The sequence below is a fragment of the Paenibacillus urinalis genome, assembly GCF_028747985.1.
In the GTDB taxonomy this organism is placed as follows: Bacteria; Bacillota; Bacilli; order Paenibacillales; family Paenibacillaceae; genus Paenibacillus; species Paenibacillus urinalis.
This window is the reverse complement of sequence record NZ_CP118108.1, coordinates 5,274,916-5,297,835: the sequence shown is the minus strand read 5'-3', so window position 1 is coordinate 5,297,835 and position 22,920 is coordinate 5,274,916. Positions and strand designations below refer to the sequence as shown.

General features: G+C 47.7%; 21 protein-coding genes. 14 read left to right on the top strand and 7 right to left on the bottom strand.

The window, feature by feature from the left end:
• The first annotated feature begins 42 nt into the window (after positions 1–42).
• Together PUW25_RS24560 and PUW25_RS24555 are read left to right on the top strand one after the other, a co-directional pair.
• A complete protein-coding gene (locus PUW25_RS24560) occupies positions 43–861 on the top strand; it encodes an alpha/beta fold hydrolase (protein ID WP_274337786.1) in 819 nt (272 codons plus the stop codon).
• A 312-nt stretch (positions 862–1,173) separates the two neighbouring features.
• The gene (locus tag PUW25_RS24555) at positions 1,174–2,397 is read left to right on the top strand and encodes an MFS transporter (RefSeq protein ID WP_274338492.1); all 1,224 of its coding nucleotides are present in this window, start codon (positions 1,174–1,176) and stop codon (positions 2,395–2,397) included.
• Between the two features lie 135 nt (positions 2,398–2,532).
• Here the strand turns inward: PUW25_RS24555 and PUW25_RS24550 are convergent, their stop codons facing one another.
• The 4 genes from PUW25_RS24550 to PUW25_RS24535 all read right to left on the bottom strand — a co-directional run bounded on the left by PUW25_RS24550 (position 2,533) and on the right by PUW25_RS24535 (position 7,008).
• A complete protein-coding gene (locus PUW25_RS24550; protein ID WP_274338491.1) occupies positions 2,533–4,464 on the bottom strand; it encodes an FtsX-like permease family protein in 1,932 nt (643 codons plus the stop codon).
• Positions 4,461–5,216 (bottom strand): ABC transporter ATP-binding protein, encoded by a 756-nt coding sequence (locus tag PUW25_RS24545; protein ID WP_047912670.1) that lies wholly within the window; start codon positions 5,214–5,216, stop codon positions 4,461–4,463. The genes PUW25_RS24550 and PUW25_RS24545 overlap by 4 nt, the downstream gene beginning before the upstream one ends.
• Before the next feature lie 101 nt (positions 5,217–5,317).
• A complete protein-coding gene (locus PUW25_RS24540; RefSeq protein ID WP_274338490.1) occupies positions 5,318–6,322 on the bottom strand; it encodes a sensor histidine kinase in 1,005 nt (334 codons plus the stop codon).
• On the bottom strand, positions 6,319–7,008 hold the full coding sequence (locus PUW25_RS24535) for a response regulator transcription factor (protein ID WP_274338489.1): 690 nt from the start codon (positions 7,006–7,008) through the stop codon (positions 6,319–6,321). The genes PUW25_RS24540 and PUW25_RS24535 overlap by 4 nt, the downstream gene beginning before the upstream one ends.
• 181 nt (positions 7,009–7,189) lie before the next feature.
• Between PUW25_RS24535 and PUW25_RS24530 the strand changes: the two genes are divergently transcribed.
• Positions 7,190–7,318 (top strand): hypothetical protein, encoded by a 129-nt coding sequence (locus PUW25_RS24530; RefSeq protein ID WP_274338488.1) that lies wholly within the window; start codon positions 7,190–7,192, stop codon positions 7,316–7,318.
• Between the two features lie 69 nt (positions 7,319–7,387).
• On the opposite strand, the gene PUW25_RS24525 is transcribed toward PUW25_RS24530, so the two are convergent.
• Positions 7,388–8,746: a multicopper oxidase domain-containing protein gene (locus PUW25_RS24525; protein WP_274338487.1), complete on the bottom strand. Its 1,359-nt coding sequence runs from the start codon at positions 8,744–8,746 to the stop codon at positions 7,388–7,390.
• Between the two features lie 208 nt (positions 8,747–8,954).
• Between PUW25_RS24525 and PUW25_RS24520 the strand changes: the two genes are divergently transcribed.
• Positions 8,955–10,328, top strand: coding sequence for a leucine-rich repeat domain-containing protein (locus PUW25_RS24520; protein ID WP_274338486.1), 1,374 nt, complete (start codon positions 8,955–8,957; stop codon positions 10,326–10,328).
• 82 nt (positions 10,329–10,410) lie between these two features.
• Here PUW25_RS24520 and PUW25_RS24515 read toward each other — a convergent pair whose 3' ends face one another.
• Positions 10,411–10,998: a hypothetical protein gene (locus PUW25_RS24515; RefSeq protein ID WP_274337782.1), complete on the bottom strand. Its 588-nt coding sequence runs from the start codon at positions 10,996–10,998 to the stop codon at positions 10,411–10,413.
• 323 nt (positions 10,999–11,321) lie between these two features.
• Between PUW25_RS24515 and PUW25_RS24510 the strand changes: the two genes are divergently transcribed.
• From PUW25_RS24510 to PUW25_RS24480, 7 genes are all read left to right on the top strand, one after another.
• Positions 11,322–12,785 (top strand): copper amine oxidase N-terminal domain-containing protein, encoded by a 1,464-nt coding sequence (locus tag PUW25_RS24510; RefSeq protein ID WP_047912675.1) that lies wholly within the window; start codon positions 11,322–11,324, stop codon positions 12,783–12,785.
• Between the two features lie 202 nt (positions 12,786–12,987).
• A complete protein-coding gene (locus tag PUW25_RS24505) occupies positions 12,988–13,824 on the top strand; it encodes an alpha/beta hydrolase (protein WP_238546423.1) in 837 nt (278 codons plus the stop codon).
• 172 nt (positions 13,825–13,996) lie between these two features.
• Positions 13,997–14,872, top strand: coding sequence for a helix-turn-helix domain-containing protein (locus tag PUW25_RS24500; RefSeq protein WP_047912677.1), 876 nt, complete (start codon positions 13,997–13,999; stop codon positions 14,870–14,872).
• A 136-nt stretch (positions 14,873–15,008) separates the two neighbouring features.
• Positions 15,009–16,040, top strand: a complete 1,032-nt coding sequence (locus tag PUW25_RS24495; protein WP_047912678.1) for an ABC transporter substrate-binding protein — start codon at positions 15,009–15,011, stop codon at positions 16,038–16,040.
• Between the two features lie 18 nt (positions 16,041–16,058).
• Entirely contained in the window at positions 16,059–17,069 is a 1,011-nt protein-coding gene (locus PUW25_RS24490) for a FecCD family ABC transporter permease (RefSeq protein WP_047912679.1), read from the top strand.
• Entirely contained in the window at positions 17,062–18,084 is a 1,023-nt protein-coding gene (locus PUW25_RS24485; protein WP_047912680.1) for a FecCD family ABC transporter permease, read from the top strand. Before PUW25_RS24490 ends, PUW25_RS24485 begins: the two co-directional genes overlap by 8 nt.
• A gap of 185 nt (positions 18,085–18,269) precedes the next feature.
• Complete coding sequence (locus PUW25_RS24480; RefSeq protein ID WP_047912681.1) at positions 18,270–18,665, top strand: rhodanese-like domain-containing protein; 396 nt, start codon at positions 18,270–18,272, stop codon at positions 18,663–18,665.
• Between the two features lie 99 nt (positions 18,666–18,764).
• Here the strand turns inward: PUW25_RS24480 and PUW25_RS24475 are convergent, their stop codons facing one another.
• A complete protein-coding gene (locus tag PUW25_RS24475) occupies positions 18,765–19,145 on the bottom strand; it encodes a winged helix-turn-helix transcriptional regulator (RefSeq protein ID WP_047912682.1) in 381 nt (126 codons plus the stop codon).
• Between the two features lie 141 nt (positions 19,146–19,286).
• Here PUW25_RS24475 and PUW25_RS24470 point away from each other — a divergent pair, with 141 nt between their 5' ends.
• The 3 genes from PUW25_RS24470 (at position 19,287) to rlmN (ending at position 22,711) form a co-directional block, all read left to right on the top strand.
• Complete coding sequence (locus tag PUW25_RS24470; RefSeq protein ID WP_274338485.1) at positions 19,287–20,459, top strand: MFS transporter; 1,173 nt, start codon at positions 19,287–19,289, stop codon at positions 20,457–20,459.
• Between the two features lie 29 nt (positions 20,460–20,488).
• Entirely contained in the window at positions 20,489–21,337 is an 849-nt protein-coding gene (locus PUW25_RS24465) for an aldo/keto reductase (RefSeq protein ID WP_205054727.1), read from the top strand.
• A gap of 285 nt (positions 21,338–21,622) precedes the next feature.
• Positions 21,623–22,711 carry a dual-specificity RNA methyltransferase RlmN gene (gene rlmN, locus PUW25_RS24460; protein WP_205054728.1) on the top strand — a complete coding sequence of 363 codons (1,089 nt, stop codon included), beginning with the start codon at positions 21,623–21,625 and terminating at the stop codon, positions 22,709–22,711.
• Positions 22,712–22,920 lie beyond the last annotated feature (209 nt).

The window sequence follows — 22,920 nt, the reverse complement described above, 5'->3', positions numbered from 1 at the left end:
TGCAGCTACGCTGTTTGCGATAAATAAGAGAGGTGTGTTGATATGACTTCTACTCCTTTAACGGATAAATATATAAATTTAGATACCTGTGCTGTCGTTACAGAATTTCCTTATATGCTGAACCCATTCATGCTGTCCGATGACGAGAACCGTTTCGTCACGCCGCCTGGAGAGCTTGTTCCGGTGGGGGATCGCCAGCTTCACGCGCTGATTACCGGATCAGGCGATCAGACGATTATTCTGGAAGCAGGTAATGGCGGCTGCTCACAGGACTGGTCGCGGATACAGCCTGAGCTGTCGAGGCATGCAGTAGTGCTCTCCTATGATCGTGCAGGATTCGGCTGGAGCAGGGGAGAGGAGAAGCAGCAGACCTGCCGAGAGGATGTGGAGGATCTGCGAACCCTATTGGCTGAGAAGCAGCTAAAGCCTCCCTATGTTCTTGTCGGGACCTCGTTCGGTGGAATGACCATACGGCTGTTTGCTTCCATGTATCCGGATGAAGTGTCTGGATTGCTGCTCGTCGATTCGATTCATGAGGGCATGAACATCGAGGCTATAGCTCCAGGATATCGCCGTAGTACATTTTCAGTCGCTGATCCTGAGATTGAGCTTGGGTGTGCTCGAGAGAGTGTTCGACAGCTGTATAGTGCGGCTCCGCTTCGGCCTTCGATGCCCGTCATCGTGCTGACGGCAGGCAAGCAAACGGAAGAGTGGAAGGACAGCCAGCAGGCACTGTTTGAACTGACGAATTGCACGATACCGCTAACGGTTCAGGACAGTGAGCAAGACATTCATATTCATCAGCCGGAAGCGGTCGTTGATGCAGCGCTCTCCCTGGCCATACTCGGCCAGCGTGGATAGTGTTTGGTCTGTGTAGTTGCGATTATATCTACAGCAGAGCTGTCGCCTTCCGAGACGATCATGATTTTGAAGGATTCCTTTACCTTATGGGTTGAGGAGTCCTTTTTTAGGTACGCCTCATACGGCACCTGGACATATGTAAAAAAGTACATTATAATAATAGAGCAATATAGTTACCTAGGGTAACTAATAGCGAAAAGAACACGTCCTTTTTTGACTAATTAAGCTCAATAAAGCTTTTTACTGCAAAGAACCAGACTTGCACCCATGCGGGGTGGTCCTTTTTGTGATGTATAGAAAGGGGAATATGCAATGGAACAGACAATTTCAAAGGACCGATTATGGACAAAGGATTTCTTCATTGTCTTCGGTGTGAACTTTTTATTATTTTTATGCTTCTATTTGCTTGTCGTGATCATGCCATCTTACGCGATCAATGAGTTTGGGGCATCGGAGAGCATGGGTGCATTCGCATCCAGTATTTTTGTGATCGGTGCATTGATCGGCCGGCTGGTTGGAGGCAGCACGATTGAGAAGGTGGGACGGAGACGGATGCTCTTGACCGGGCTGATTTCTTTTGTCATCCTGACCTTTCTTTATTTCGTCACCCCTAATCTGGGAGTGCTCCTGATCGTCCGTCTGCTGCATGGGATTGCCTTTGCGCTAGCCTCTACTGCGACAGGAACCATCTCGGCCAGCCTCATCCCTCATTCCAGAAGAGGAGAAGGAACCGGATATTACGGGGTCAGCATCATTATTGCTTCTGCCATTGGCCCGTTTATCGGATTGCTGGTTAAGGAACACGGAAGCATCACGTTAAACTTTATTTTATGCGCAGTTCTTGGCGTATTATCCTTGGCTTCCTCTTTCTTGATGAAGGTTCCGAAGCTTACACTGACCGCGGAACAGCAGAAGGATCTAAAGGGCTTCAAGATATCCAACCTGGTTGAACCAAAGGCCATTCCGATCTCCATCATCAGCTTCGTCATGGCGTTTGGATATTCCAGCATTCTTACGTACCTCACCTTGTTTGCCGAAAAAATAAATCTGGTGGAGGTCGCAAGCTTCTTCTTCATCGTCTATGCGATTGTCGTCATTCTAACCAGACCCTTCACAGGAAAGTGGTTCGATAAGCATGGAATCAATGTGGTCATGTACCCGGCTATTGTACTGTTTGCCATTGGACTTGCGATACTGAGTAAGGTGCACAGCGGTCCGTTGCTGCTGCTCTCTGCCGTCTTCGTCGGGCTTGGCTACGGTACAACGCAGGCCAGCGCTCAGGCGCTCGCCGTGAAGAGATCTCCTGTTCACCGGATGGGGCTGGCAACCTCGACCTTTTATATCTTTGTTGATGTGGGAATCGGCGTGGGGCCGTTTATTCTCGGGTTCCTTACACCGGTCATCGGCTACAACGGCATGTACATGGCAATGGCGGCACTAATGATCGTTGGATTTGTTCTTTATTATGCACTGGTGGGCAGAAAAGAAGCCGCAATGCAAAATTCAGAGCTCAAAATTTTAAATAAAACCTCTTAAGTGATTCGCATTCGCATATTAGAAATACTCCCCGCCTTATTTGGCAGGGAGTATTTTTTATATCAGCACCGTTTGTTCATGCGATCGCGAATGGTATCTTGCTTAATGCAAGGGGGTGTTCAGGCTTTGCTCAGCTTACAGCGAGCTTTTGATCACCCGCTTGTAGTAGTTAACGGACAGGATGCCAAAGATCGAGTAGAGCACGGTGTACAGAATCATCACGATCAGCATCGGCGCCATGAGCTCGGTACCGAAGAGGAACCAGCCTGACTTGACGGCGAAGTAGCTGTGGCACAGACCGACAATGAGCGGAATACCGAAGTTAAACAGCTGCTTGAATTGAATGCCGCGCATCAGGTTGCTCTCTGTAAAGCCCAGTTTACGCAGAATCGTATAATTAGGCCGCTCCTCTTCACTTTCATCCATCTGTTTAAAGTACAGAATACAGCCGGAGGTAATCAGGAAGGTCAGGCCGAGGAAGCCGACGATAAACATGATGAGTCCCATGTTATTACGTTGATTCAATTCAAAATCATATTGAGCGAAGCTTGGTACGCCCAGATTCATCTCTTTATATATTTGATGTGCTTCTTCGACCTGTGAACGGTCCTTGAGCTGAACCCCGTAATAGTCGGCACGGTCGTCTGTTTGAAGCTCCGGATTCCTATCTTGGCGCAGCTGCTCATACACAGTCTCATCTACAATTACAGTAGGAAATCCGCCGCCGTAGTAGTAGGACAGCACAGCGTCCTCCTTGTTTCCGATTAGTTTCTGATGAATTTCAGCTCCACTTCCTCCAATAAAATGGAACTCTCCTGTCTCCGCAATCGTCATGAAGCCTGATAAAGCATCATCGTATCCCATGAATACAGCCTCACCAGGTTCAAGCTCGATACCTTCAACCATCGCTTCGCTGAGCACAGGTGTGTGAATCGTTTCATCGGCAAATGTACTATTAGACATGAGTTTACTTGCATCCATCTCGACTTCAATCGGTTGTCTGTGAATGACTTCATAAGCGATCAGGTGTGAATCCAGCTCGGATATGAAATCTTCTTTGACTTGCTCCTCTGCAAAGGAGAAGTCATGCGGTACACTGCTCTTCGCACTCGATTCAGCAGAATAATAAGAGATATAGCTGAGTGACAGCAGGCCGATCGCGAGCGCCGAGACGGTCGTGATGACGGTAAGGAGCATAGCATTCGATTTCATCCGGAACATAATGGATGAGAGCGACAGCACCTCGCCAATGGACAAATATCCATTCTTGCTCTTGCGGATCGCGTTGAATATGAAGCTGACCGAGCCCTTATAGAAGAGATAAGTACCGATGATGACGGACGCCAAAATAAAGATCATGGCCCACATCAGATCTTCCATTTCCGTAAAGCGTCCTCCGAATAATTGAGTGGAAACATAATAACCGCCCAGAATCAGAGCGATCCCAAGAACGCCGAGTAATATTTCGAACAGTGACATCTTACTCACCCGCTGCTGTGCGGTGGATACGACACGGAACAGGGAGAGTATGCTCTGTCTGACAATGAACAGATAGTTCATGATCATAATCAGCACATAGATGAGTGCAAACACAATGACGGTCTGCGTGAGAGCTTCAGGTGAGAAGCGAAGGGCTGCCAGCTCATCCACACCAAGTATTTTGAACAGAATCATGAGAATAAGCCGCGAAGCGGCGAAGCCTGCCGCAATACCGATAACCATGGAGCCAAAATACAGAATCAGGTTCTCCGCCGTCAGGATCCGGAAGATGCGGCCTTTCGTCAGACCAATCAGCTGGAACAGTCCGATCTCCTTACTCCGACGCTTGATGAAGATCGTGTTGGCATAGAGCAGGAAGACGGCGACAATCGCAACGAGTAAAACGGAAGCTGCCCCAAGTGCCGCAGCCCCTTTGACCGTACCCTTCGCTTCATCCATGGACGGATCGTATTGCAGCGTTACGAATGAGAAGTACAGGCCGACACTGAAGATAAGAGCAAATACATAAAGATAGTAATTGCGTATGTTCTTCTTCAGGTTTCGAAAAATAATCGTATTCAGATTCACGCTTGAACACCGCCCAGCACGCCTTGGGTTTTCATAATGTCGCTCAGGAAGGAGGATCTCGGCTGCTCGCCCTTATTCAGCTGCGAGTATATCTGTCCGTCCTTGATGAAGATGACCCGGCTGCAGTAGCTTGCCGCTACGGGGTCATGCGTAACCATAATGATCGTTGCCGCATGCTTCTCGTTCATGTCACTGAGCTTATTCAGCAGATCGGAGGCGGATTTCGAATCGAGCGCTCCCGTTGGTTCATCTGCAAAAATAATGCCTGGATCATGGATGAACGCTCTGGCAGCAGAGGTTCGCTGCTTCTGTCCGCCTGAAATCTCACTCGGGTATTTATCCGCCAGCTCGTAAATGCCAAGCTCGGATGCAACCGCCTTGAATTTTTCCAGCGCAGCCCGTTTGGATACGTTCTTAATGGATAGCGGAAGGAGCACATTTTCCTTAACCGTCAGTGTGTCGAGCAGATTATATTCCTGAAAAATAAAACCGAGGTGGTTCTTGCGGAACTCAGCGAGATCCTTCTCCTTCATGCCTGTAAATTCTTTGCCCTCAATCTCGATGGTTCCCTCGCTCAGCTTGTCGATGGAGGACAGCACATTCAACAGGGTGGTCTTGCCGGAGCCCGAGGCGCCCATGATGCTGACAAACTCTCCTTTGTTTACTTTCAGATCGATCCCTTTCAGCACTTCCTGCTTGTTAAATTTGTTGCCGTATATTTTGTGGATCTTATTTGCTTCCAATATAACCACGGGTTTCACTCCTTATGTTCTTTATGAATCCATCTTACCTCGCTCACGTCGAATTCTCCTTCGATTCAGCGAACAAAGCACAAAAGCATGTGACAATGTTGTCACATGCCTGCAAGATGATCGAAATCATTAGGAACAGGAAAGGTAAGATAGAAGGCCGTGCCATGCCCCACAGCAGACTGAACCTCAATATGAATCCGAAGGGAATCAGCCGATTTCTGTGCCAAATACAGCCCCATTCCCGTAGCCGCGCTTTCCTGATGCCGGGTTGTTGAGGTGAAGCCCCGATCAAAAATGCGGGGCAGATCCTTCGGATCAATACCGCGGCCGTAATCCTGAATGGTCAGAAGGACATGTCCGTTCTCCTTCCGGCTCTCTACGATAATGTCCGAAGCCTCGCTGTATTTGACGGCATTGGTCAGGATCTGCCGGAGGATGAAGCCGAGCCATTTTGCATCTGTGAGCACCTGAGGCGCGTCCAGTGATACGTCAAAGCCGATTCCTTTTTGAATACACCAAGATTTCAAGTCCCGAATCTCCTTGTAGATGATCGGCTCAAGCGAGGTCTCCTCGATATACAGATCATTCTCGATAAAAGGAATCCGCTTCTGGTGCAGCTGCTGATCGAGCAGATGGTGAATCCGCAGCCATTCGAACTGGAGCTGGCTCTTGAGCGCATCATCAGGCAAACGGTCAATCATGAGCCGCATCGCCGTCAGGGGTGTCTTGACTTCGTGAATCCATGAGAGCAGTTCATCCTTCTCCTGCTCGAGGAGCAGAAGGCGGCCGGATGCTTCTTTTTTATAGTGCTGGGTCTGCATCGTCACTGCATCCTCCACAATCTGCTCGAAGGGACTATCGGCGTTCTTGAAGGCAGTAAGATCATAGGTGTGATTCCAGGCCTTTAACTGTTTGAAGAACTTGGTTTCCTTATGATACCGAATAAAGAAGAACAAAATACAGAGCATGGAAGACAGCAGTGTAATATACAGAATGGGCAGCAGTGGAACAGAGGTATCGATATAGGCGACGAACAGCGTCAGCAGCTGCAGGACGAGGATCAGCAGCAGCCAGCTGCGCCGTTCAATAAGAAACCCCCGAATCATGGGGCAGCCTCTTCCGTAGCCATGTAACCCTGTCCGACCTTGGTTTCAATATAAGCACCTAGGCCGATCGTTTCGAGCTTCTTCCGCAGGCGGTTCACATTGACGGTGAGTGTGTTGTCGCTGACAAAATGCTCATTATCCCACAGACTTTTGATGAGGTCCTCTCTGCTGATGATTTGGTTCTTCTGCTCAATCAGCATTTTGAGGATAAACATTTCATTTTTCGTCAGCTCTGCTGAGCCTTGATCATTTGAAATGGAGTTCTTCACATATTCTATGGCTGCTCCTCTCCAGGTCTTAAGCTGGGTCGGCTCTGTATTGTAATTGTAGACACGGCGGAGCGTAGCCTGGATCTTGGCGATCAGGACATCGAAATGAAACGGCTTCTGAATGAAGTCGTCAGCTCCGAGCTGCATGGACATCACCATATCCGTCGGATGATCACGGGAGGACAGAAAGATGATAGGAACATTGGAATGGGCCCGAATCATGCGGCACCAATGAAACCCGTCGAACTTGGGAAGCTGGATGTCGATGATGACTAGATCGGGCTGGATTTCCGCAAACTCCTGCATGACCTTATCAAAATTTTGTACACCGTATGTATCATAAGACCACTGCGATAAACGGTCCTTCATTTCTTGAAACAAGGTCAGATCATCCTCGATGAGCATGATTGTGAACATATGACAAGTCACCACATTTCTCTATAGATTACTATAGCCAGTGTATAGGAAATTGTTTACTGATTAAAGTGAGGAACTATTTGATGAAGGATACTCACAGTGAATCGAGTGCCAGGTTCAATTTGCTGTAAAGGGTTAATAATGAGCATACGTACAACTTTACAGAAAAGAGGGCTGCATCATGGTTAATAAAGATACACAAAACAATGAAGAAGATAAAGCGATCCGTGATGATGAACCGGACCAATTCGAGAAGACCGGCGGCAAGGCTGGCGAGGATGAAGAGAAGTCTGAGCAAAGCAACGCGTAAGCTAAGCACCAAACACCCTTTCGCTACAAGGCGAGAGGGTGTTTTTTATTGAAGTGGGTCCTGTATTCCTTACTCTACAATGACGCTGGCTTCCATACTCGGATGCGTAGCACAATAATAGTTATAGGTCCCTTTCTCATGAAAAGTGTGACTGAACTCCTCCCCAGGTCCGAGATGACGGCTGTCGAAGGCGCCTCCTATATCCGTAACCGTATGAAAGACAGGATCCTGGTTCTCCCAGGTGACGGTAGTTCCGGCTTTAATTCGAAGCTCTTTCACAGAATATTTCATGTGACTGATTGCTACCATAGCTCCTTCCCGGGACTCTTCCAAGGGGGAGACAGGAGCACCAGCTGTTCCTGTTATGCTGCGATGATGTTCATTTTCTGTTTGTCTCCCGGCCTCACCATGCTGTCCATGCCCTTCATGCTCTGATGCCGGTCCTTGATCACCGATCATGACCATCGTATGCATGCCGCCAGGATAGACACCATGGTTCGTATTGTCGACAATGTTATGGCTGTGGAAGGGGTAGGCCCCTTCCTGGATGAATGTAATTAACAGGTCGTAGCGCTCACCGGGCCCGATATTTACCGTGTCCTTCTCAAGCGGGGCAGGCAGCGGCCTGCCGTCAGATGCGATCACTTCAAAATGATGCCCATGCAGATGCATGGCATGAGGCCGGTATCCGGAATTGATGATGCGGACGAGTACCTTCTCCCCGATCTTGCCTGTAATGAGCGTACCTGGGTCCTTCTCGGTGTCAGGATAGGCCTTGCCGTTAATCGTAAAATAGGTAGGCTTGAAGTCAGTACGATCATACTTCTTGCCCTCCTGCACGGCCTTGTGCCATACCGGATCAATCTCGTTCAATACGAAAGTATATTCTTTGTCGTATTTCGGACCACTGGTCCAAGCCTCATTAGCTCCGTCCTTTGCTTTGACAATAAAAGCCCCGGTCATTCCCATCTGCAGATGCTCAATCGTATCGACATGACAGTGATAGAAATAGGTTCCTGCATGATCGGCCTTGAATCTATAGGTATAGCTGTCTCCCACAAGCAAATCCTTGGAGGTGTGCGGCACACCGTCGTTTGCCTGATCCGTATCGAGTCCATGAAAATGAATCGTATGCCCGACCTGCTTAATCCCCTTCTGGGAGGTGCCCAGATTGGTCAAAGTAACTTCTACCAGATCTCCTTCATTAACGGTGAGGGTAGGGGCAGGATATCCGGCAGACCCCTTTGCTTGTTGCTCACTATATCCCCACACGTATACAGATGTCTCATCAGGGAGCTTGAGAGTACCGTCCGTGGCATAGAGGTGAAAACGTTTGGTCTCCGGAAGAGACGTGTTTTTCTCGTTTGGACTGTGGGAAACAGCCGCTGCAGAGAGACTAGACCCCAAGCCGGTCCCTAAATTTATCATCGAAAATAAAATCATAACAATAAGCAGGATTGTGATTGTTCGGAACAGAAGTGCTTTTCTGGATGAATTTATCATATGTTGTTCCTTTCCCCTTGAAATTGGGTATATGTAACAGAGATAATAAATCGAAACATTTCATTACGCTAAGCGTCCATATAGTTAGGATACTGGCTTTCAGTTTAAGCAAACAGGGGGAGGAATATGCGTAGTGAGGAAATACATAGCCATAATGCTTGTTTTCTTAATCATCAGTATGGGTGTTGCCTTTCAGGCCTCCTTTGCTGCAGCGTACACCGAAGAAGTATTTATTGAAGATGAGGCACTATCCTATGGACTGAAGTCAATACTTAATAAGCCGGTTGATGAGCCGCTCACGACAGAAGATTTGACTTCCTTGAAGGTCGTTGATCTGCGGAGCTTGGGAATTAAGAGTCTGGCTGGACTAGAGCACGCGGTAAATATGACCCATCTGAGGCTGTCCGGCAATGAAATATCTGATCTTGCACCTATAAGCAAAATAAAGACCTTGCGGGAAGTCGATGTAAGGAGTAACTATATTACTTCAATTGAGGAATTAGCAGAGCTTACGGATTTGGGAAGACTGTACATAAGCAATAATGGAGTTGCATCCATCGAGGTCGTCAGCAACTTTCCTCGGTTACACACCCTTCTGATCAGCGGCAATCCGATAGACCGTCTGGATGCGCTGGAAGAAGCCAAGGCATTAAGCTGGCTGGAAGCAACCGACAATGGAATTACAGATATTTCGGTGCTGGCTGAGCTTCCGGCCCTTCGGTATGTTCAGCTGGACAATAATGAGATCGAGGACTTGTACCCTCTTGAGCATCTGACAGAAACACTTGAGGGAATCAGTATGAACAATAATGAAATCACCGATATAGCGCCACTTGCAAGTCTGACGAATTTAAGGTCCATCCAGCTGGCAAATAACCAGATCTATGATCTGGCACCACTGGCAGATTTGGCAGAGCTCAGCGAGCTGCAGCTGTCAGGCAATCGAATATGGGATATTTCGCCCCTTGCAGATCATGACTTTATCTATTATCCGGCAAACCAGGTTGGAAACGTGCTGGAATACTATTCTTTGGGGCTCGCTGACAACTATCTGGACTTAAGCGAAGGAAGCGATACATTAGATATTTTTGAGAAAATAACGGCGAATGACAAAGACAAACGATCCCAAGGCGAGCTGCAGCGCTTAATCATTGGATCAAGCACAGCCTATGCCGGCAGCATGGAATTTTCTTTGGAAAGTGCCCCGTATATCAGCGATAACCGCACCTATGTACCGCTTCGGTTTGCAGCAGAACAGCTGGGGGCAGTTGTTGAGTGGAATCAAGATCTTAGAGAAGCGACGATCCAGGCTGGAGACACAACGATTCGCTGGGCAGAGGGAAGCAGGCAGGTGGATGTGAATGGCAGAATTGAACGGTATGATGTCCCGCTCATGCAGCAGCATGGCAGCTTGTTCGTTCCTGTCCGCTTCATATCCGATCAGCTGAATGCGGATACGGCCTTTATCAACGAAACGAAGACAGCCCTCATTTTCAATAAGGAATAAAAAAAAGCCATCCATTTCATTCTTTTGTTGTGAACCCTCATCTTTCTGATGGGGGTTCGCTTGTTCGCATTGGATCTACTTTCTAGTCCATGGTAGCGATGATCCACCTGTCCTCTTCTGTCCCCTTCTCCGGAATCAATGTATATTCAAAAGATCCATAGGTGACTTCTTCTTTCATCTGAATGGCATAGCTTACTGCAATTTGGATTCTTTTCTCCTTCTCCAAATAAGTGATTGAATCAACAGATTGGAACTCAATCGCTTCTCCATCCGTGTGCAGATAGGCTAATAAATTCAGATTTTGTTCCATTGCATCCTCGGACATTCCTTCTGAGAAGCCTTCTGAATCATTGCTGACGATCGCTTCCATATTGCGCTGGATGGTCTCCGCCATGTCCAATGTAAAAAAATCCTGTACATAACCTGCCATATCTATAGAGACACCTTCTTGAAATTTAGTGGGATCAGAGGGGGCGGACCTTTCAAATATAATCGTTTGTTCTTCAGCCTCCGGCTGCTCTGCTGGAACAGTTTTTGGCGCTGTTTCTGTCGCATTAACAGGGTCGGGAAGATCAGGAGTCGAAGTCTCCGTCTCTGCTTGACTACATCCAGTGATCCATAGTAACACTGCGGCGCTTGCTGCATAGAGGATAATTCGGCTTTTTTTCATCTGTATAACGACTCCTTTTGATTTAATTTAATACTTCTACTGACGCCGGCGTTCTACATAAAGTTGCAATAGAATCTTTATTACATCATGCCGAAAATATTAATATTTTCATGAAAAAACAGAGGAATATGATAGATTGTCGACTATTGTCATCATTTCTCAACAATTGATACACAAGGATATATAGGCATTTTTTTAAAAAAATAGGTTTACATATTTTCCCTCTAAATATAGTATGAAGGAGTACGTCCATAACGTTTAAGGGGGAGAGCAATATTATTAATCGTAAATCTTTCAAATGGCTTGCTGCGCCGCTCATTCTGATGCTGGTCGTATTGACAGGCTGTCAGTCAGTAGGTGGATTTGATGTCAATTCAGCCATACTAGGAAGCAAGGAAAAATTATATCAGCCGATGGAATCCCGTCAGACACTCGATCTGGAAGTTACACCGTCTGCGAATGCAACTGCGGAAGATAAGGAAATGATAGACCTATTGAACTCCATTTCCGTACATATTGACAGTGCCAAATCGGAAGATATGGATCATGCTTCGGTTACAGGCTCTGTATACTATTTGGATAATGAAATTCCATTCCTCTTCAGCATGGATAAAGCCGGGTTTGCTCTTGATATTGAGGGTGCAGAGAAGCCGGTCTACTTCTCGCTTGGGGAAGAGATAGAAACACCAGAGATGACAGAATATTATGAGCAGGTAGAGGATGTAACCTGGGAATTGGCGAGCTTCTTGGTGAAGCATTTGCCTAATCCAGACACGATCTCGGTTGCAAAGGCACAAGAGACAGTTAATGGAGAGCAGCTTGACCTCACTCAGCTTCATGTGGAACTCAGCGGTACAGAGATGGTCGAGCTTATCCGTCCGTTCCTGACTTCTATTGCTGAGGATGAAGAAGGCTTGAAGCAGCTCATTGGCAATCTCTACGATGCCATCTCAGTTATGTTTGTTGCGATCGAAGCGGAAGATGAGTCCCTTGAAGGAGCTTCGGAGTTCCTGTCTCCGGAATCCAAGGATACGACGGTAGCGATGATTCATGGCGCGATCACGGGTTATCTGGATGAGTTCCTTGTGGATTATGATCAAGAAGTTGAGAAATTGTTCAATGAAACACCAGAGCTGAAGACCGTATTTGGCGATGATACGAATCTTACAGTAGATTATTATTTCGACAGCGAGCTGAATGCCCGCAAATCAGATATGGAGCTGAAGGTAGCCATTCCCGCATCGGATGAACTGCCTGTCAGTGAAATCAAGCTTGTAAATACCTCTGAGATCTGGAACTACGGAACAGAAGTCAAGGCAGATCAGGTCGATACTTCGAGTGGCGTTCTTGATGTGATGTACGGTGAAGCAACGACAGGCGAAATTCTTCGTAATTTTGAAGGATCCGCACCAGTGCATGAGCTGCTGCTGAACTCCGGTATGACCAGCATGTTCACTTATCTTGATCCGGAAGACGAGTATTACGGATTGGTGAATAACGACGGTACCGGATTTGTAGCCCTTCGTTATTTTGCAGACCAGTTTGAAGCGGATGTGAAATGGACCAAAGGCTCGAATCAGATTGTGGTGACGAATGACCTGACGCTTGCGCAATCCACTTATACGCTGGGCTCTAAACAAGCTGTCGTCAATGGAGAGAAGGTAACCTTGCCTTCTGCACCTTATATGGAGCATGGGATGGTCTATGTTCCACTGCGTTCCATTGCAGAAGCACTGGATGCAACGGTTACGTTTGAAGACGGCTGGTATGCCGTAGAACGTAAGTAATAGCACGACACTGTAACATGAGCACTGAGCTGTTCAATGCTGCCGATGGCGGTATTGAGCAGCTTTTTCTTTACAACTTCTGCAGGCCGGGTTAAATAGAGCGAGCAGAGATTGAAAAGGGGAGGTCTGATACGGAAAAAGTCCATGTTTTGTCCGGGGTGAATACTCTATAATGGCTAGGCAAGTAGGGAGGAGGAGAGGTATGGCAACAACTTCAGCGAAGCAGGTCACACTTTCTGCAACGAAAGAATGGATCATGCGATCCCGATTTAACGGACATGACTATCGAATTTGTGTGTATTGTCCAGTAGAGGAGCCTCCAGCAGAAGGCTTTCCTATCATTTATACCCTTGATGGCAATGCGACCTTTGCAATGACAACGGAAATGATTCGAATTCAATCGGTGAGACGGGAGAAGACGGGGGTCGTTCCAGCGATTGTGGTCGGTATTGGCTATGATCTGGATGCGCCGTTTCCGCCGCGCAGACACTATGATCTGACGATGCCGGCTAACGAAGCAGAGCTGCCTGCAATGCCAGGAGGAAGAGAACGCCCGGAGCAGGGCGGAGCTAGGGAATTTATGTCCTTTATCGAAGAACAGCTCAAACCGGAAATCGAGCAGCATTATTCGGTGAATGCAAGCAAGCAAATGATCATCGGACATTCACTCGGAGGCTTGTTCGTGCTGCAAATGCTGTTTGCGAGACCGGGTACTTTTCATACATACATTGCCGGAAGCCCTTCTATTCATTGGAATGAGTCTTATCTTGCAGTGCAGGAGGAGACGTGGACGAAGGCGCTAAATTCCAGAGAGCTTGCGTCACTGAAGGTTCGGGTTCTGGTGGCCGTAGGCGAGCGGGAGGGGAGCTTCAAGATCCCGATGATTGAGAATGCCAAGAAGCAGGCAGAACGGCTCTCCGCTCTATCCGAATATGGCGTACACGCTGCATTCAAGGAATTCGAGGACGAGAATCACAGCTCCATACTGCCTGTACTGATTAATCGGGCTTTACGATTTGCGGATTGGGCGAGCGAATAACGGACAACAAGACAACTTTTCTCAGGAGTACTTTTGAGGAAGTTGTCTTTTTTTTCTGCGGATGAAAATGAATTTTCGTATATTTCAAAAAAAATCACTGCAAAGTCTTGAAATTTGATATACTCTTTATGATATTGATAATCATTATCATTTATGAGGTGGTGATTCCAACATGTATGAATGGAAGATGGATAGCGCAGATCATGAATTGGCAAGCAAGACGCTTGATTATTCATCGGTAAGACTGCGTGATATTGCAAGAGTCAGTACCAGATCAAGATGGTCCCTTCCGAGAACCCGTACAGCATCACGCAGACTGCTAGTGATCACGGATGGAAAGGGCTCCCTTACGATGAACAACTGTTCATATCAAGTAGAGAAGCCCTGCGTGTACTCCTGTGTGCCGGAAGCGAGTATTGAAATGACATGCAACTGCGGCCGGGATCTCGATTTAATGATTATAGAGTATGATATCTACCAGGAACAGGGCAATAAGGGTCCGCTTGTCGTTGTCGATGATTACATTATGGAACCAGGCAGTGAGCTGCTCAGTCAGGAGGCAAGCTGGTTCACAGGGATGTGTCAGTCCATATATGGTCATTGGCACAGCGGTGAGGGACTTGGACGCTACCGCAGCCAGATTATTTTTCAGGAATTCCTGTACTGGGTTGCAAAGAGCCGTACGGCTGAGGTGCAGGACTCGAACTCAACGCTTCAGAAGACAAAAGAGTATATTGACCAGCACTATGATGAGAATCTGACACTGGAGCGGCTTGGACGGATGGCGGGACTCAGCTTGAAATATTACAGTGAACTGTTCAAGAAGCAATATGGAGTGAGTGTAACCGAGTATATTGCAACGACGCGGATGGAGCATGCTAAGCAGCTCATGATGGATTCAGAGCTCAAGCTGCGGGATATTGCCCACTTGGTTGGGTACCCGGATGAATTCTATTTCAGCCGTAAGTTTAAAAAAATGATGGGCGTTTCCCCATCTGAATATAAGAAGCAGCAGGAGTTAACCTTCTTAGGCAGCCGATTTTCCTAGGTATTGGTAAAAAACATAGAACCAGTCCATGCCTTTACCGGAAAATGTCCATGGATACCTTTACAAATCTCTTATAATATTCAATAATGATAATCATTATCAATTATGGAGATATAAGAGAGGGGTTCCTATTTTCATGAAAAAGATTTCCTTTTATGCCATGCTCGTTCTGATGCTGGTCATGCTGGCAGCATGCGGACAGGCAAGCGACACGAACGACTCGGAGACTGCAAGCGGCACATCAGAGACAACTCCAGCTGCTTCTGAGCAGCCTGCCGAAACGGATACTACAGAAACCGATACAACAGAAACAGACAGTGAAGGCGAGACACGTACGGTTACATATCTGGGAGAAGAGTATACTCTTCCAGCAAATGTGGAGAAGATCGTCGTAACGGGCGCTATGGAAGCGATGGAGGACGCTCTTGTACTTGATGTGCCGCTGACAGGTGCTATCGAAGTAGGCGGCGAGTTCCCTGAGCGTTACGCTTCGATTACGGAAGGGGCAACATCGATCGGAGCGAAGCAAGAGCCTAACTTCGAAACGATTCTTTCCTTGAAGCCAGACGTTATTCTGGGAACAACCAAATTCAAACCAGAAGTTGTAGAACAGCTGAAAAAGATCGCTCCACTTATTCAAGTGTCACATATCTCAACGGATTGGGAAGCTAACCTGAACCTGATGGGTGAACTGTCCGGCAAACAGGATGAGGCAGCTAAAGTCATTGAAGATTACAAAGCAGAGGCAGAAGCAGCCAAAGCGGAGCTTGGTACGAAGCTTGAAGGCAAGAATGTCATGGCGATCCGTATTCGTGGTGGAGAGATGTATGTTTACCCGCAGGACGTATTCTTTAACCCCGTGCTATACTCTGACCTTGGCTTGACTGTTCCAGATGCAGTCGCTGCAGCCAAAGCGCAGGAGCTGATTACGGTTGAGCAGTTTGCCGAGATTAATCCTGACTATGTCTTCCTGCAATTTGCAGATGCGGAGAACGCGGATAAACTTACTGCACTCGAAGACATCCAGAACAACCCGATTATTCAAAAAACAAATGCGTTCAAGGATGGACATGTATATACCAATATCATTGATCCATTGTCTGAAGGCGGACCTGCTTGGAGCAGAACAAACTTCCTGACAGCTGCTGTAGCAGAGCTGAAGAAGTAAACGAGCTTTCATTCATCCATGTTATCCAAAAGACGAGTACATCCGCTGCTCATATGCCTGGTCGCTCCGGTCATCATAGCTGTTACCATTCTCGTCTCGATACTATATGGTGCCAAGGATATTAACGCGTCTGAAGTATGGAATGCCTTATTCCAATTCGACTCGGACAGTATCGATCACCAGATTATACTAACCTCACGACTCCCTCGAGTCGTGGGGGCATTATTAATTGGTGCGTTTCTAGCTGTCTCCGGTGCGCTGATGCAGGGGATGACAAGAAACTATTTGGCTTCACCTTCCATAATGGGTGTATCGGACGGTTCCGTATTTGTAATCACAATTTGCATGATTCTGCTTCCTAATACATCCTCACTAGGATACATAGCTTATTCATTGATCGGTTCTGCCATCGGTGCCGGCATCGTGTTCTCACTTGCATGGCTGCTGCCGAGGGGGATGACACCGGTCAGGATGGCCATTCTCGGAACGATCATCGGGACCTTCTTGAGTGGACTGTCCGAGGCGGCCGCTACTTATTTTCAGGTATCGCAGACGGTCAGCTTCTGGTACAATGCCAGACTCCATCAGATGGATCCTGAGCTGATCAAGCTCATTGTTCCATTCGCGATTGCCGGCCTCGTGCTTGCCATGGGTCTGGCACGGTCCATTACGATTCTGTCGATGGGCGAGGAGATGGCTACCAGTCTTGGCCAACGGACCAAATGGGTCAAGGCATTATCCATTCTCAGCGTAGTCATTCTGACAGGAATTTCAGTAGCGCTTGCGGGTAAGATCGGATTTGTCGGTCTTCTCATTCCGCACATTACCCGGTTTATTGTCGGTATTGATTATAAATGGGTCATCCCATGCTCTGCGTTAATCGGAGGCATATTCCTGGCTTGGTGTGATATTATGAGCCGGTTTATCAACGCTCCGTTTGAGACGCCGATTGGCGTTGTGACAGCCATATTTGGTGTACCATTCTTCCTCTACCTGATCAAGACCAGAGGAGGGAAGTCCAATGCCTAGAACCGCTCGTTTTAAGCGATGGACGGTTGTTACCGTTTCGCTATTCATTATCCTAGCGGCTTCTTATATCAGTGTAACGAATGGCACCTTTGACATGACGGTAGCTGAGGTGATCAAGACACTGCTTCGGATTGATCCGACGCCAGAGCATGATCTGGTAATCTTTGATTTCCGGCTGCCCCGAATTGTCATTGCCGTATTACTCGGGCTTGGTCTTGGGGTAGCGGGTGCCGTTATTCAGGGTATCGTCCGTAATCCGCTAGCTGACCCCGGGATGTTAGGTATTAACGCAGGGGCTGGCTCAGCAGTCGTGCTGTTCATGTTCTTGTTCCAAGGAACGATTACAGGAGCGAGCTTTGGCTCCATCATGCTGATGCCCTTGTTCGGACTTGTCGGCGGACTTATAGCGGCGGCTTTCATCCTGCTGTTTACGATGGACAAAGGAAGACTCGATTCGCAGCGGCTCATTTTGGTAGGGATCGCGGTATCGTCAGGGTTCGGTGCACTGACCTTGTATGTATCGCTCAAAATGAACCCAAGTGACTTCGAGATGGCCACAGTATGGCTGTCAGGCAGTATTTACAATGCGAACTGGCAGTTTATCCTTGCCATGCTGCCATGGCTGATCATTTTAATCCCGCTGATCTGGAGTAAATCACTCGTGCTTGATGTCATGCAGCTTGAAGAGCTCAGTGCCTTGGGAGCCGGTGTGCGTGTACACCGTGAACGCTTATGGCTGCTCCTGTTCAGTGTTGGTATTGTGAGTGCGTGTGTAGCCGTGTCAGGAAGCGTAGGCTTTGTCGGACTGATTGCACCGCATATTGCCCGCAGGCTTGTTGGGATTAAGCACCGGCATGTTATTCCTGTATCCGGGCTTATAGGGATGGCGATGGTGGTCGTCGGCGATCTCATCGGCAAGTCTATCTTTGCACCGGCGGAGCTGCCGGTTGGTATCGTTATATCTATTATCGGGGTTCCTTACTTTGTGTACTTGCTATTCAAGACTAGAGTATAGTGAACAGATGATATATGTGGAATCCATTATGATGGAAGGGACAGGGGTAGTGGAGGACTCCTGTCTCTTTTTTTATAAGCCTATTGAATCAATCATTTCGCATAATTGAATCGTGCATGATAGAATAAACAAGGCGCGAAGTTAAAACGTGCCAATCCCCATACGGAAAAAGGAGTGTATGACGAATGGCTTTGACATTTAAGAATATGATTGAAGAAGCACTGAAGCATGTATCCGGGATTAGCTCCCAGGAAGCGAAGCAGCAGATTGCTGACAAACCGAACACGCTAGTGATCGATGTACAGGATGCCGCTGATGCCGGTGCTTGCGGACTGATTCCGAGCAGTGTCAACATCTCTCTTGGCATGCTGCCGATCCGTGCAGACCTTGAGCTGCCAGCCGAGCTTCGTGACGAGCGTCTATCTGATCGCAGCCGTCCTGTCCTTGTTACGTGCGGTGCAGGCGGACAAGCTACTCTAGGTGCTTATATCTTGCATCAGATGGGCTTCACTGACGTTCATTTTATTGACGGCGGTACAGCAGCGTGGAAACAAGCAGGCTTTGACGTAGAAGCACTGTAAGAGACCAAATCATATATTAGATATGCACAAAGAACGCCGGGCACCCACTGCGAAGTGGCTCCGGCGTTCTTTGTGTGTTCTGTTCTAACCGAGAATATACTAATTGACCGAATGCTCTTCCTTCTTGTTCAGAATGCTGTCCTCCAGCATATCGGTCAAACTGCCATGCTCCTTAATAATATGGTGCTCTCCCCAATTGCACATGGAGTCCAGAATCGGTTTGAGGCTCCAGCCATACGGGGTCAGCTCATATTCCACCCGTGGCGGGACCTCGTTATAGCTGATGCGGTTTACGATGCCGTCCTCCTCAAGCTCGCGAAGCTGCTGGGTCAGCATTTTTTGCGTAATATTGGGCATGAGCCTGCGGAGATCACTGGTGCGCTTCCTCCCGTGAGTCAGGTGGCACAGGATGACGCTCTTCCACTTACCACCGATGACCTCAAGTGTTGCTTCCACAGAAATGTTATATTTCTTCGTCATGTTCCTCATCCCTTTCCAAAAGGCACTAAAAAGTACCTATAGTACTTTAAAGTACGTACTGTTCATTATAACTCATATGGATCATAATAGCTTTTGCCGGCCGGCGATTACGATCATACAGGAGCGAAAAGTCCATGTCACTTGAAAGAAAACGAAGCACGTGCTTTTGCCATTGGAACAACCGAGTTTATCAGTGTAGGGCTGCTGCCTATGATTGCTGATGACCTGAATATATCCGTTACGACCGCAGGACTGACGGTGACACTGTATGCGCTTGGAGTCACCTTCGGGGCACCGATTCTGACGTCCCTTACGGCCCGTGTGCCGCGCAAAGCGTTGCTATTATCCATTATGATTCTATTTATTATTGCGAACAGTGTAGCCGCCATGGCGGACGGCATCGCAATTCTGCTGACCGCCCGTGTTCTGTCTGCATTTACACATGGGGTCTTCATGTCGGTAGGATCAACGATCGCGGCAGATCTCGTCACGGAAGATAAGCGGGCAAGTGCCATATCCGCCATGTTCACAGGACTTACGGTTGCGACCGTAACGGGTGTGCCGCTGGGTACATTTATCGGAGGCCAGATCGGCTGGAGAGCGGCTTTTGTCACGATCATCATTATCGGTATTCTCGCATTCATCGCGAATGCCATCCTTGTTCCATCTGAGCTGCAGAAGGGCAAGACTGTGCGCTTTCGGGATCAGGGCAGGCTGCTTACGAACGGAAGACTACTGTTAATTCTAGCGATAACAGCACTCGGATACGGAGGAACGTTTGTTGTTTACACTTATTTATCCCCGTTGCTGCATGATATAACCGGATTTTCGGAAAATACGGTAGCAGCCATCCTGCTGCTATACGGAATCGCCATTGCCGTTGGTAATATCATTGGCGGCAAAGCAGCCGATCGAAACCCGCTCAAGTCGCTGCTCGTCATGTTTATTCTACAAGCTGTGGTGCTGCTTATGCTTGCTTTTACAGCACCGTTTAAGATTGTAGGGCTCATCACCATTTTTATGATGGGATTGTTTGCCTTTATGAACGTTCCCGGACTGCAAGTCTATGTGGTTATTCTGGCAGAGCGGTATGTGCCGGAGGCCAAGGATGTAGCTTCCTCACTGAACATCGCAGCCTTTAATGCGGGAATTGCGATCGGAGCTTATCTTGGCGGCGTGGTCAACGATTCCATCGGATTGATTCATACCCCTTGGGTTGGATCGCTGATGGTTCTGGGGGCAGTACTACTCACCATATGGAGTTTAATACTGGAAAGAAAACAGGTATCGGTTCACACGAGCCCGGCAACCTGAACGATTAACAATAATGGAGGAATGTACAAATGACTACAGCAATGCATTTACAAGACACGGTTAAGCTGAATAACGGAGTGAAGATGCCATGGTTTGGTCTTGGTGTATTTAAAGTGGAGGAGGGCGAAGAGCTCGTTCAAGCTGTGAAAAATGCAATAGCTCACGGCTACCGCAGCATCGATACAGCGAGCGTATATCAGAATGAGGCCGGCGTTGGACAGGCCATTCGTGAAGCTCTGCAGGAGAACGGACTCTCAAGAGAGGAGCTGTTCATCACTTCGAAGGTGTGGAACGCTGATCTGGGATATGAGGAGACGCTGGCTGCCTATGAGGCAAGTCTCAACAAGCTGGGACTGGAGTATCTGGATCTGTATCTTGTGCATTGGCCGGTGCCAGGTAAGTATAAAGAAGCGTGGAGAGCGCTTGAAACGCTGTACAAGGATGGAAGAGTGAGAGCAATTGGAGTGAGCAACTTCCACATCCATCACCTGGAGGATCTGCTGGCGGATGCAGAAGTCACGCCGGTCGTTAACCAGATTGAGCTTCATCCTTATTTGAGCCAAACCGAGCTGCGCAATTATGCGGCCAAGCATCATATTCAGATTGAAGCCTGGTCCCCGCTCATGCAGGGACAACTGCTGAGTCAGCCGGTGCTGCAAGACATTGCGGAGCGCCATGGCCGTTCAGTGGCACAAGTCATCTTGCGCTGGGATCTCCAACACGGAATTGTCACGATTCCCAAATCCACTAAGGAGCATCGGATTATAGAGAACGCCACTGTATTTGACTTCACCCTATCGGATGAAGAGATGGATAGAATAGATCAATTGAATCATAATGACCGGGTAGGTCCAGATCCGGATCATATTGATTTTTAAAAATTTCGAGTTAAGGCGGTTCCTCATCTTATAGGAGCCGTCTTTTTCAAGTTCCATGGATTAAGCCTTGTTTAAACGTGAAAATTTTGGGACAATAATAGACGGATTACCGCATGATTATAGAGACCAAATTCCGGTTGTTCGTCACTATGCTGATCGTTGTCTATACGACATTTTCAAATTCATCGTTTTATTGATTGTTTAAATATATTGAAGTATGAGGGTTCTGCTCGTTCAATATAGAATGGCGCATAATCCTGGTATGTGAAAAGAGGGCAAAGATTCATGATTAAACCATCCATCTATGGATTAACACTTGATCAAATGGGAGCCTGGCTCGAAGAGAAGGGCCACAAGAAATCCCGGGCCACCCATGTATGGGAATGGCTGTACAGAAGACGGGTTACAGAATTTGACCAAATGGAAGAAGTCAATAAGGAGTGCCTTCAGCTGCTGTCTGATCACTTCTCTATTCAAACGTTGACAGAGCATACGCGTCAGGAGTCCATCGATGGGACGATTAAATTCCTGTTCCGCTTGTCCGACGGCAACTTGATTGAAACTGTGCTTATGCGCCACAAATTTGGCTTGTCCGTCTGTGTGACAACGCAGGTTGGCTGTAACATCGGCTGCAGCTTCTGTGCGAGCGGCTTGCTCAAGAAGAGCAGGGATCTGAGCAGCGGTGAGATTGTGGAGCAGATCATGAAGGTGCAGCTGCATCTCGATTCGATGGGTACGGGTGAGAGAGTGAGTCACATCGTCGTTATGGGGATCGGAGAACCGTTTGATAATTATCAGAACATGTCTGATTTCATTCGTGTCGTGAAGGATCACAAAGGGCTTGCGATCGGAGGACGCCACATCACCGTCTCAACCAGCGGACTGGCCGGCAAGATCAAGGAGTTCGCGGATTCGGACCTGAACGTTAACCTTGCGGTATCGCTGCATGCACCGAACAATGATCTAAGAACACGTATTATGAAGATTAACAAGGCCATCCCGATTGAGAAGCTGATGGACGCGCTTGAGTATTACTGGGATAAGACCAATCGCCGGATTACGGTGGAGTATATTTTGCTGAAGGATGTAAATGACCAGCCGGAGCATGCATTAGAGCTCGCAGAGCTGCTGAAGCATAGACGGAACCTCGCGATCGTCAACCTCATCCCATACAACCCTGTCGATGAGCACAGCCAGTATCAGCGGAGCGAGAAGGACTCGATCACCTCCTTCTATGATACGCTCAAGAAGCAAAATATCAGCGTAAGTGTGCGGCTGGAGCACGGAACGGATATTGATGCGGCCTGCGGCCAGCTGAGAAGCAAGCAGATCAAGAAGGACGTGGACGGCAGCCGGGAGAAGGTACTGTCTTAATATACGAATGGTAAGGATGAGCACGGGGATGTCCCTGGGCTCATCTTTTTTTTTACATAGCACACAAAAAAGATGTTCCGGGAACATCTTATTTTACATAGCACAAAAAAAGATGTTCCTGGAACATCTTATTTATATAGCAGACAAAAAAGATGTTCCTGGCTCATCTTATTTTACATAGCACAAAAAAAGAAAGGGATTCCTCCCTT

Excerpts from the sequence above, each read along its gene's own strand:
- PUW25_RS24500 (WP_047912677.1), top strand. The coding sequence starts at position 13,997 with ATGTATGAATGGAAGATGGATAGCGCAGATCATGAATTGGCAAGCAAG.
- PUW25_RS24485 (WP_047912680.1), top strand. The coding sequence starts at position 17,062 with ATGCCTAGAACCGCTCGTTTTAAGCGATGGACGGTTGTTACCGTTTCG.
- PUW25_RS24510 (WP_047912675.1), top strand. The coding sequence starts at position 11,322 with ATGCTGGTCGTATTGACAGGCTGTCAGTCAGTAGGTGGATTTGATGTC.
- PUW25_RS24525 (WP_274338487.1), bottom strand. The coding sequence starts at position 8,746 with ATGATAAATTTAGGGACCGGCTTGGGGTCTAGTCTCTCTGCAGCGGCT.
- PUW25_RS24505 (WP_238546423.1), top strand. The coding sequence starts at position 12,988 with ATGGCAACAACTTCAGCGAAGCAGGTCACACTTTCTGCAACGAAAGAA.
- PUW25_RS24480 (WP_047912681.1), top strand. The coding sequence starts at position 18,270 with ATGGCTTTGACATTTAAGAATATGATTGAAGAAGCACTGAAGCATGTA.
- PUW25_RS24560 (WP_274337786.1), top strand. The coding sequence starts at position 43 with ATGACTTCTACTCCTTTAACGGATAAATATATAAATTTAGATACCTGT.
- PUW25_RS24465 (WP_205054727.1), top strand. The coding sequence starts at position 20,489 with ATGACTACAGCAATGCATTTACAAGACACGGTTAAGCTGAATAACGGA.
- PUW25_RS24535 (WP_274338489.1), bottom strand. The coding sequence starts at position 7,008 with ATGTTCACAATCATGCTCATCGAGGATGATCTGACCTTGTTTCAAGAA.
- PUW25_RS24515 (WP_274337782.1), bottom strand. The coding sequence starts at position 10,998 with ATGAAAAAAAGCCGAATTATCCTCTATGCAGCAAGCGCCGCAGTGTTA.
- PUW25_RS24530 (WP_274338488.1), top strand. The coding sequence starts at position 7,190 with ATGGTTAATAAAGATACACAAAACAATGAAGAAGATAAAGCGATCCGT.
- PUW25_RS24555 (WP_274338492.1), top strand. The coding sequence starts at position 1,174 with ATGGAACAGACAATTTCAAAGGACCGATTATGGACAAAGGATTTCTTC.
- PUW25_RS24540 (WP_274338490.1), bottom strand. The coding sequence starts at position 6,322 with ATGATTCGGGGGTTTCTTATTGAACGGCGCAGCTGGCTGCTGCTGATC.
- rlmN (WP_205054728.1), top strand. The coding sequence starts at position 21,623 with ATGATTAAACCATCCATCTATGGATTAACACTTGATCAAATGGGAGCC.
- PUW25_RS24490 (WP_047912679.1), top strand. The coding sequence starts at position 16,059 with ATGTTATCCAAAAGACGAGTACATCCGCTGCTCATATGCCTGGTCGCT.
- PUW25_RS24475 (WP_047912682.1), bottom strand. The coding sequence starts at position 19,145 with ATGACGAAGAAATATAACATTTCTGTGGAAGCAACACTTGAGGTCATC.
- PUW25_RS24495 (WP_047912678.1), top strand. The coding sequence starts at position 15,009 with ATGAAAAAGATTTCCTTTTATGCCATGCTCGTTCTGATGCTGGTCATG.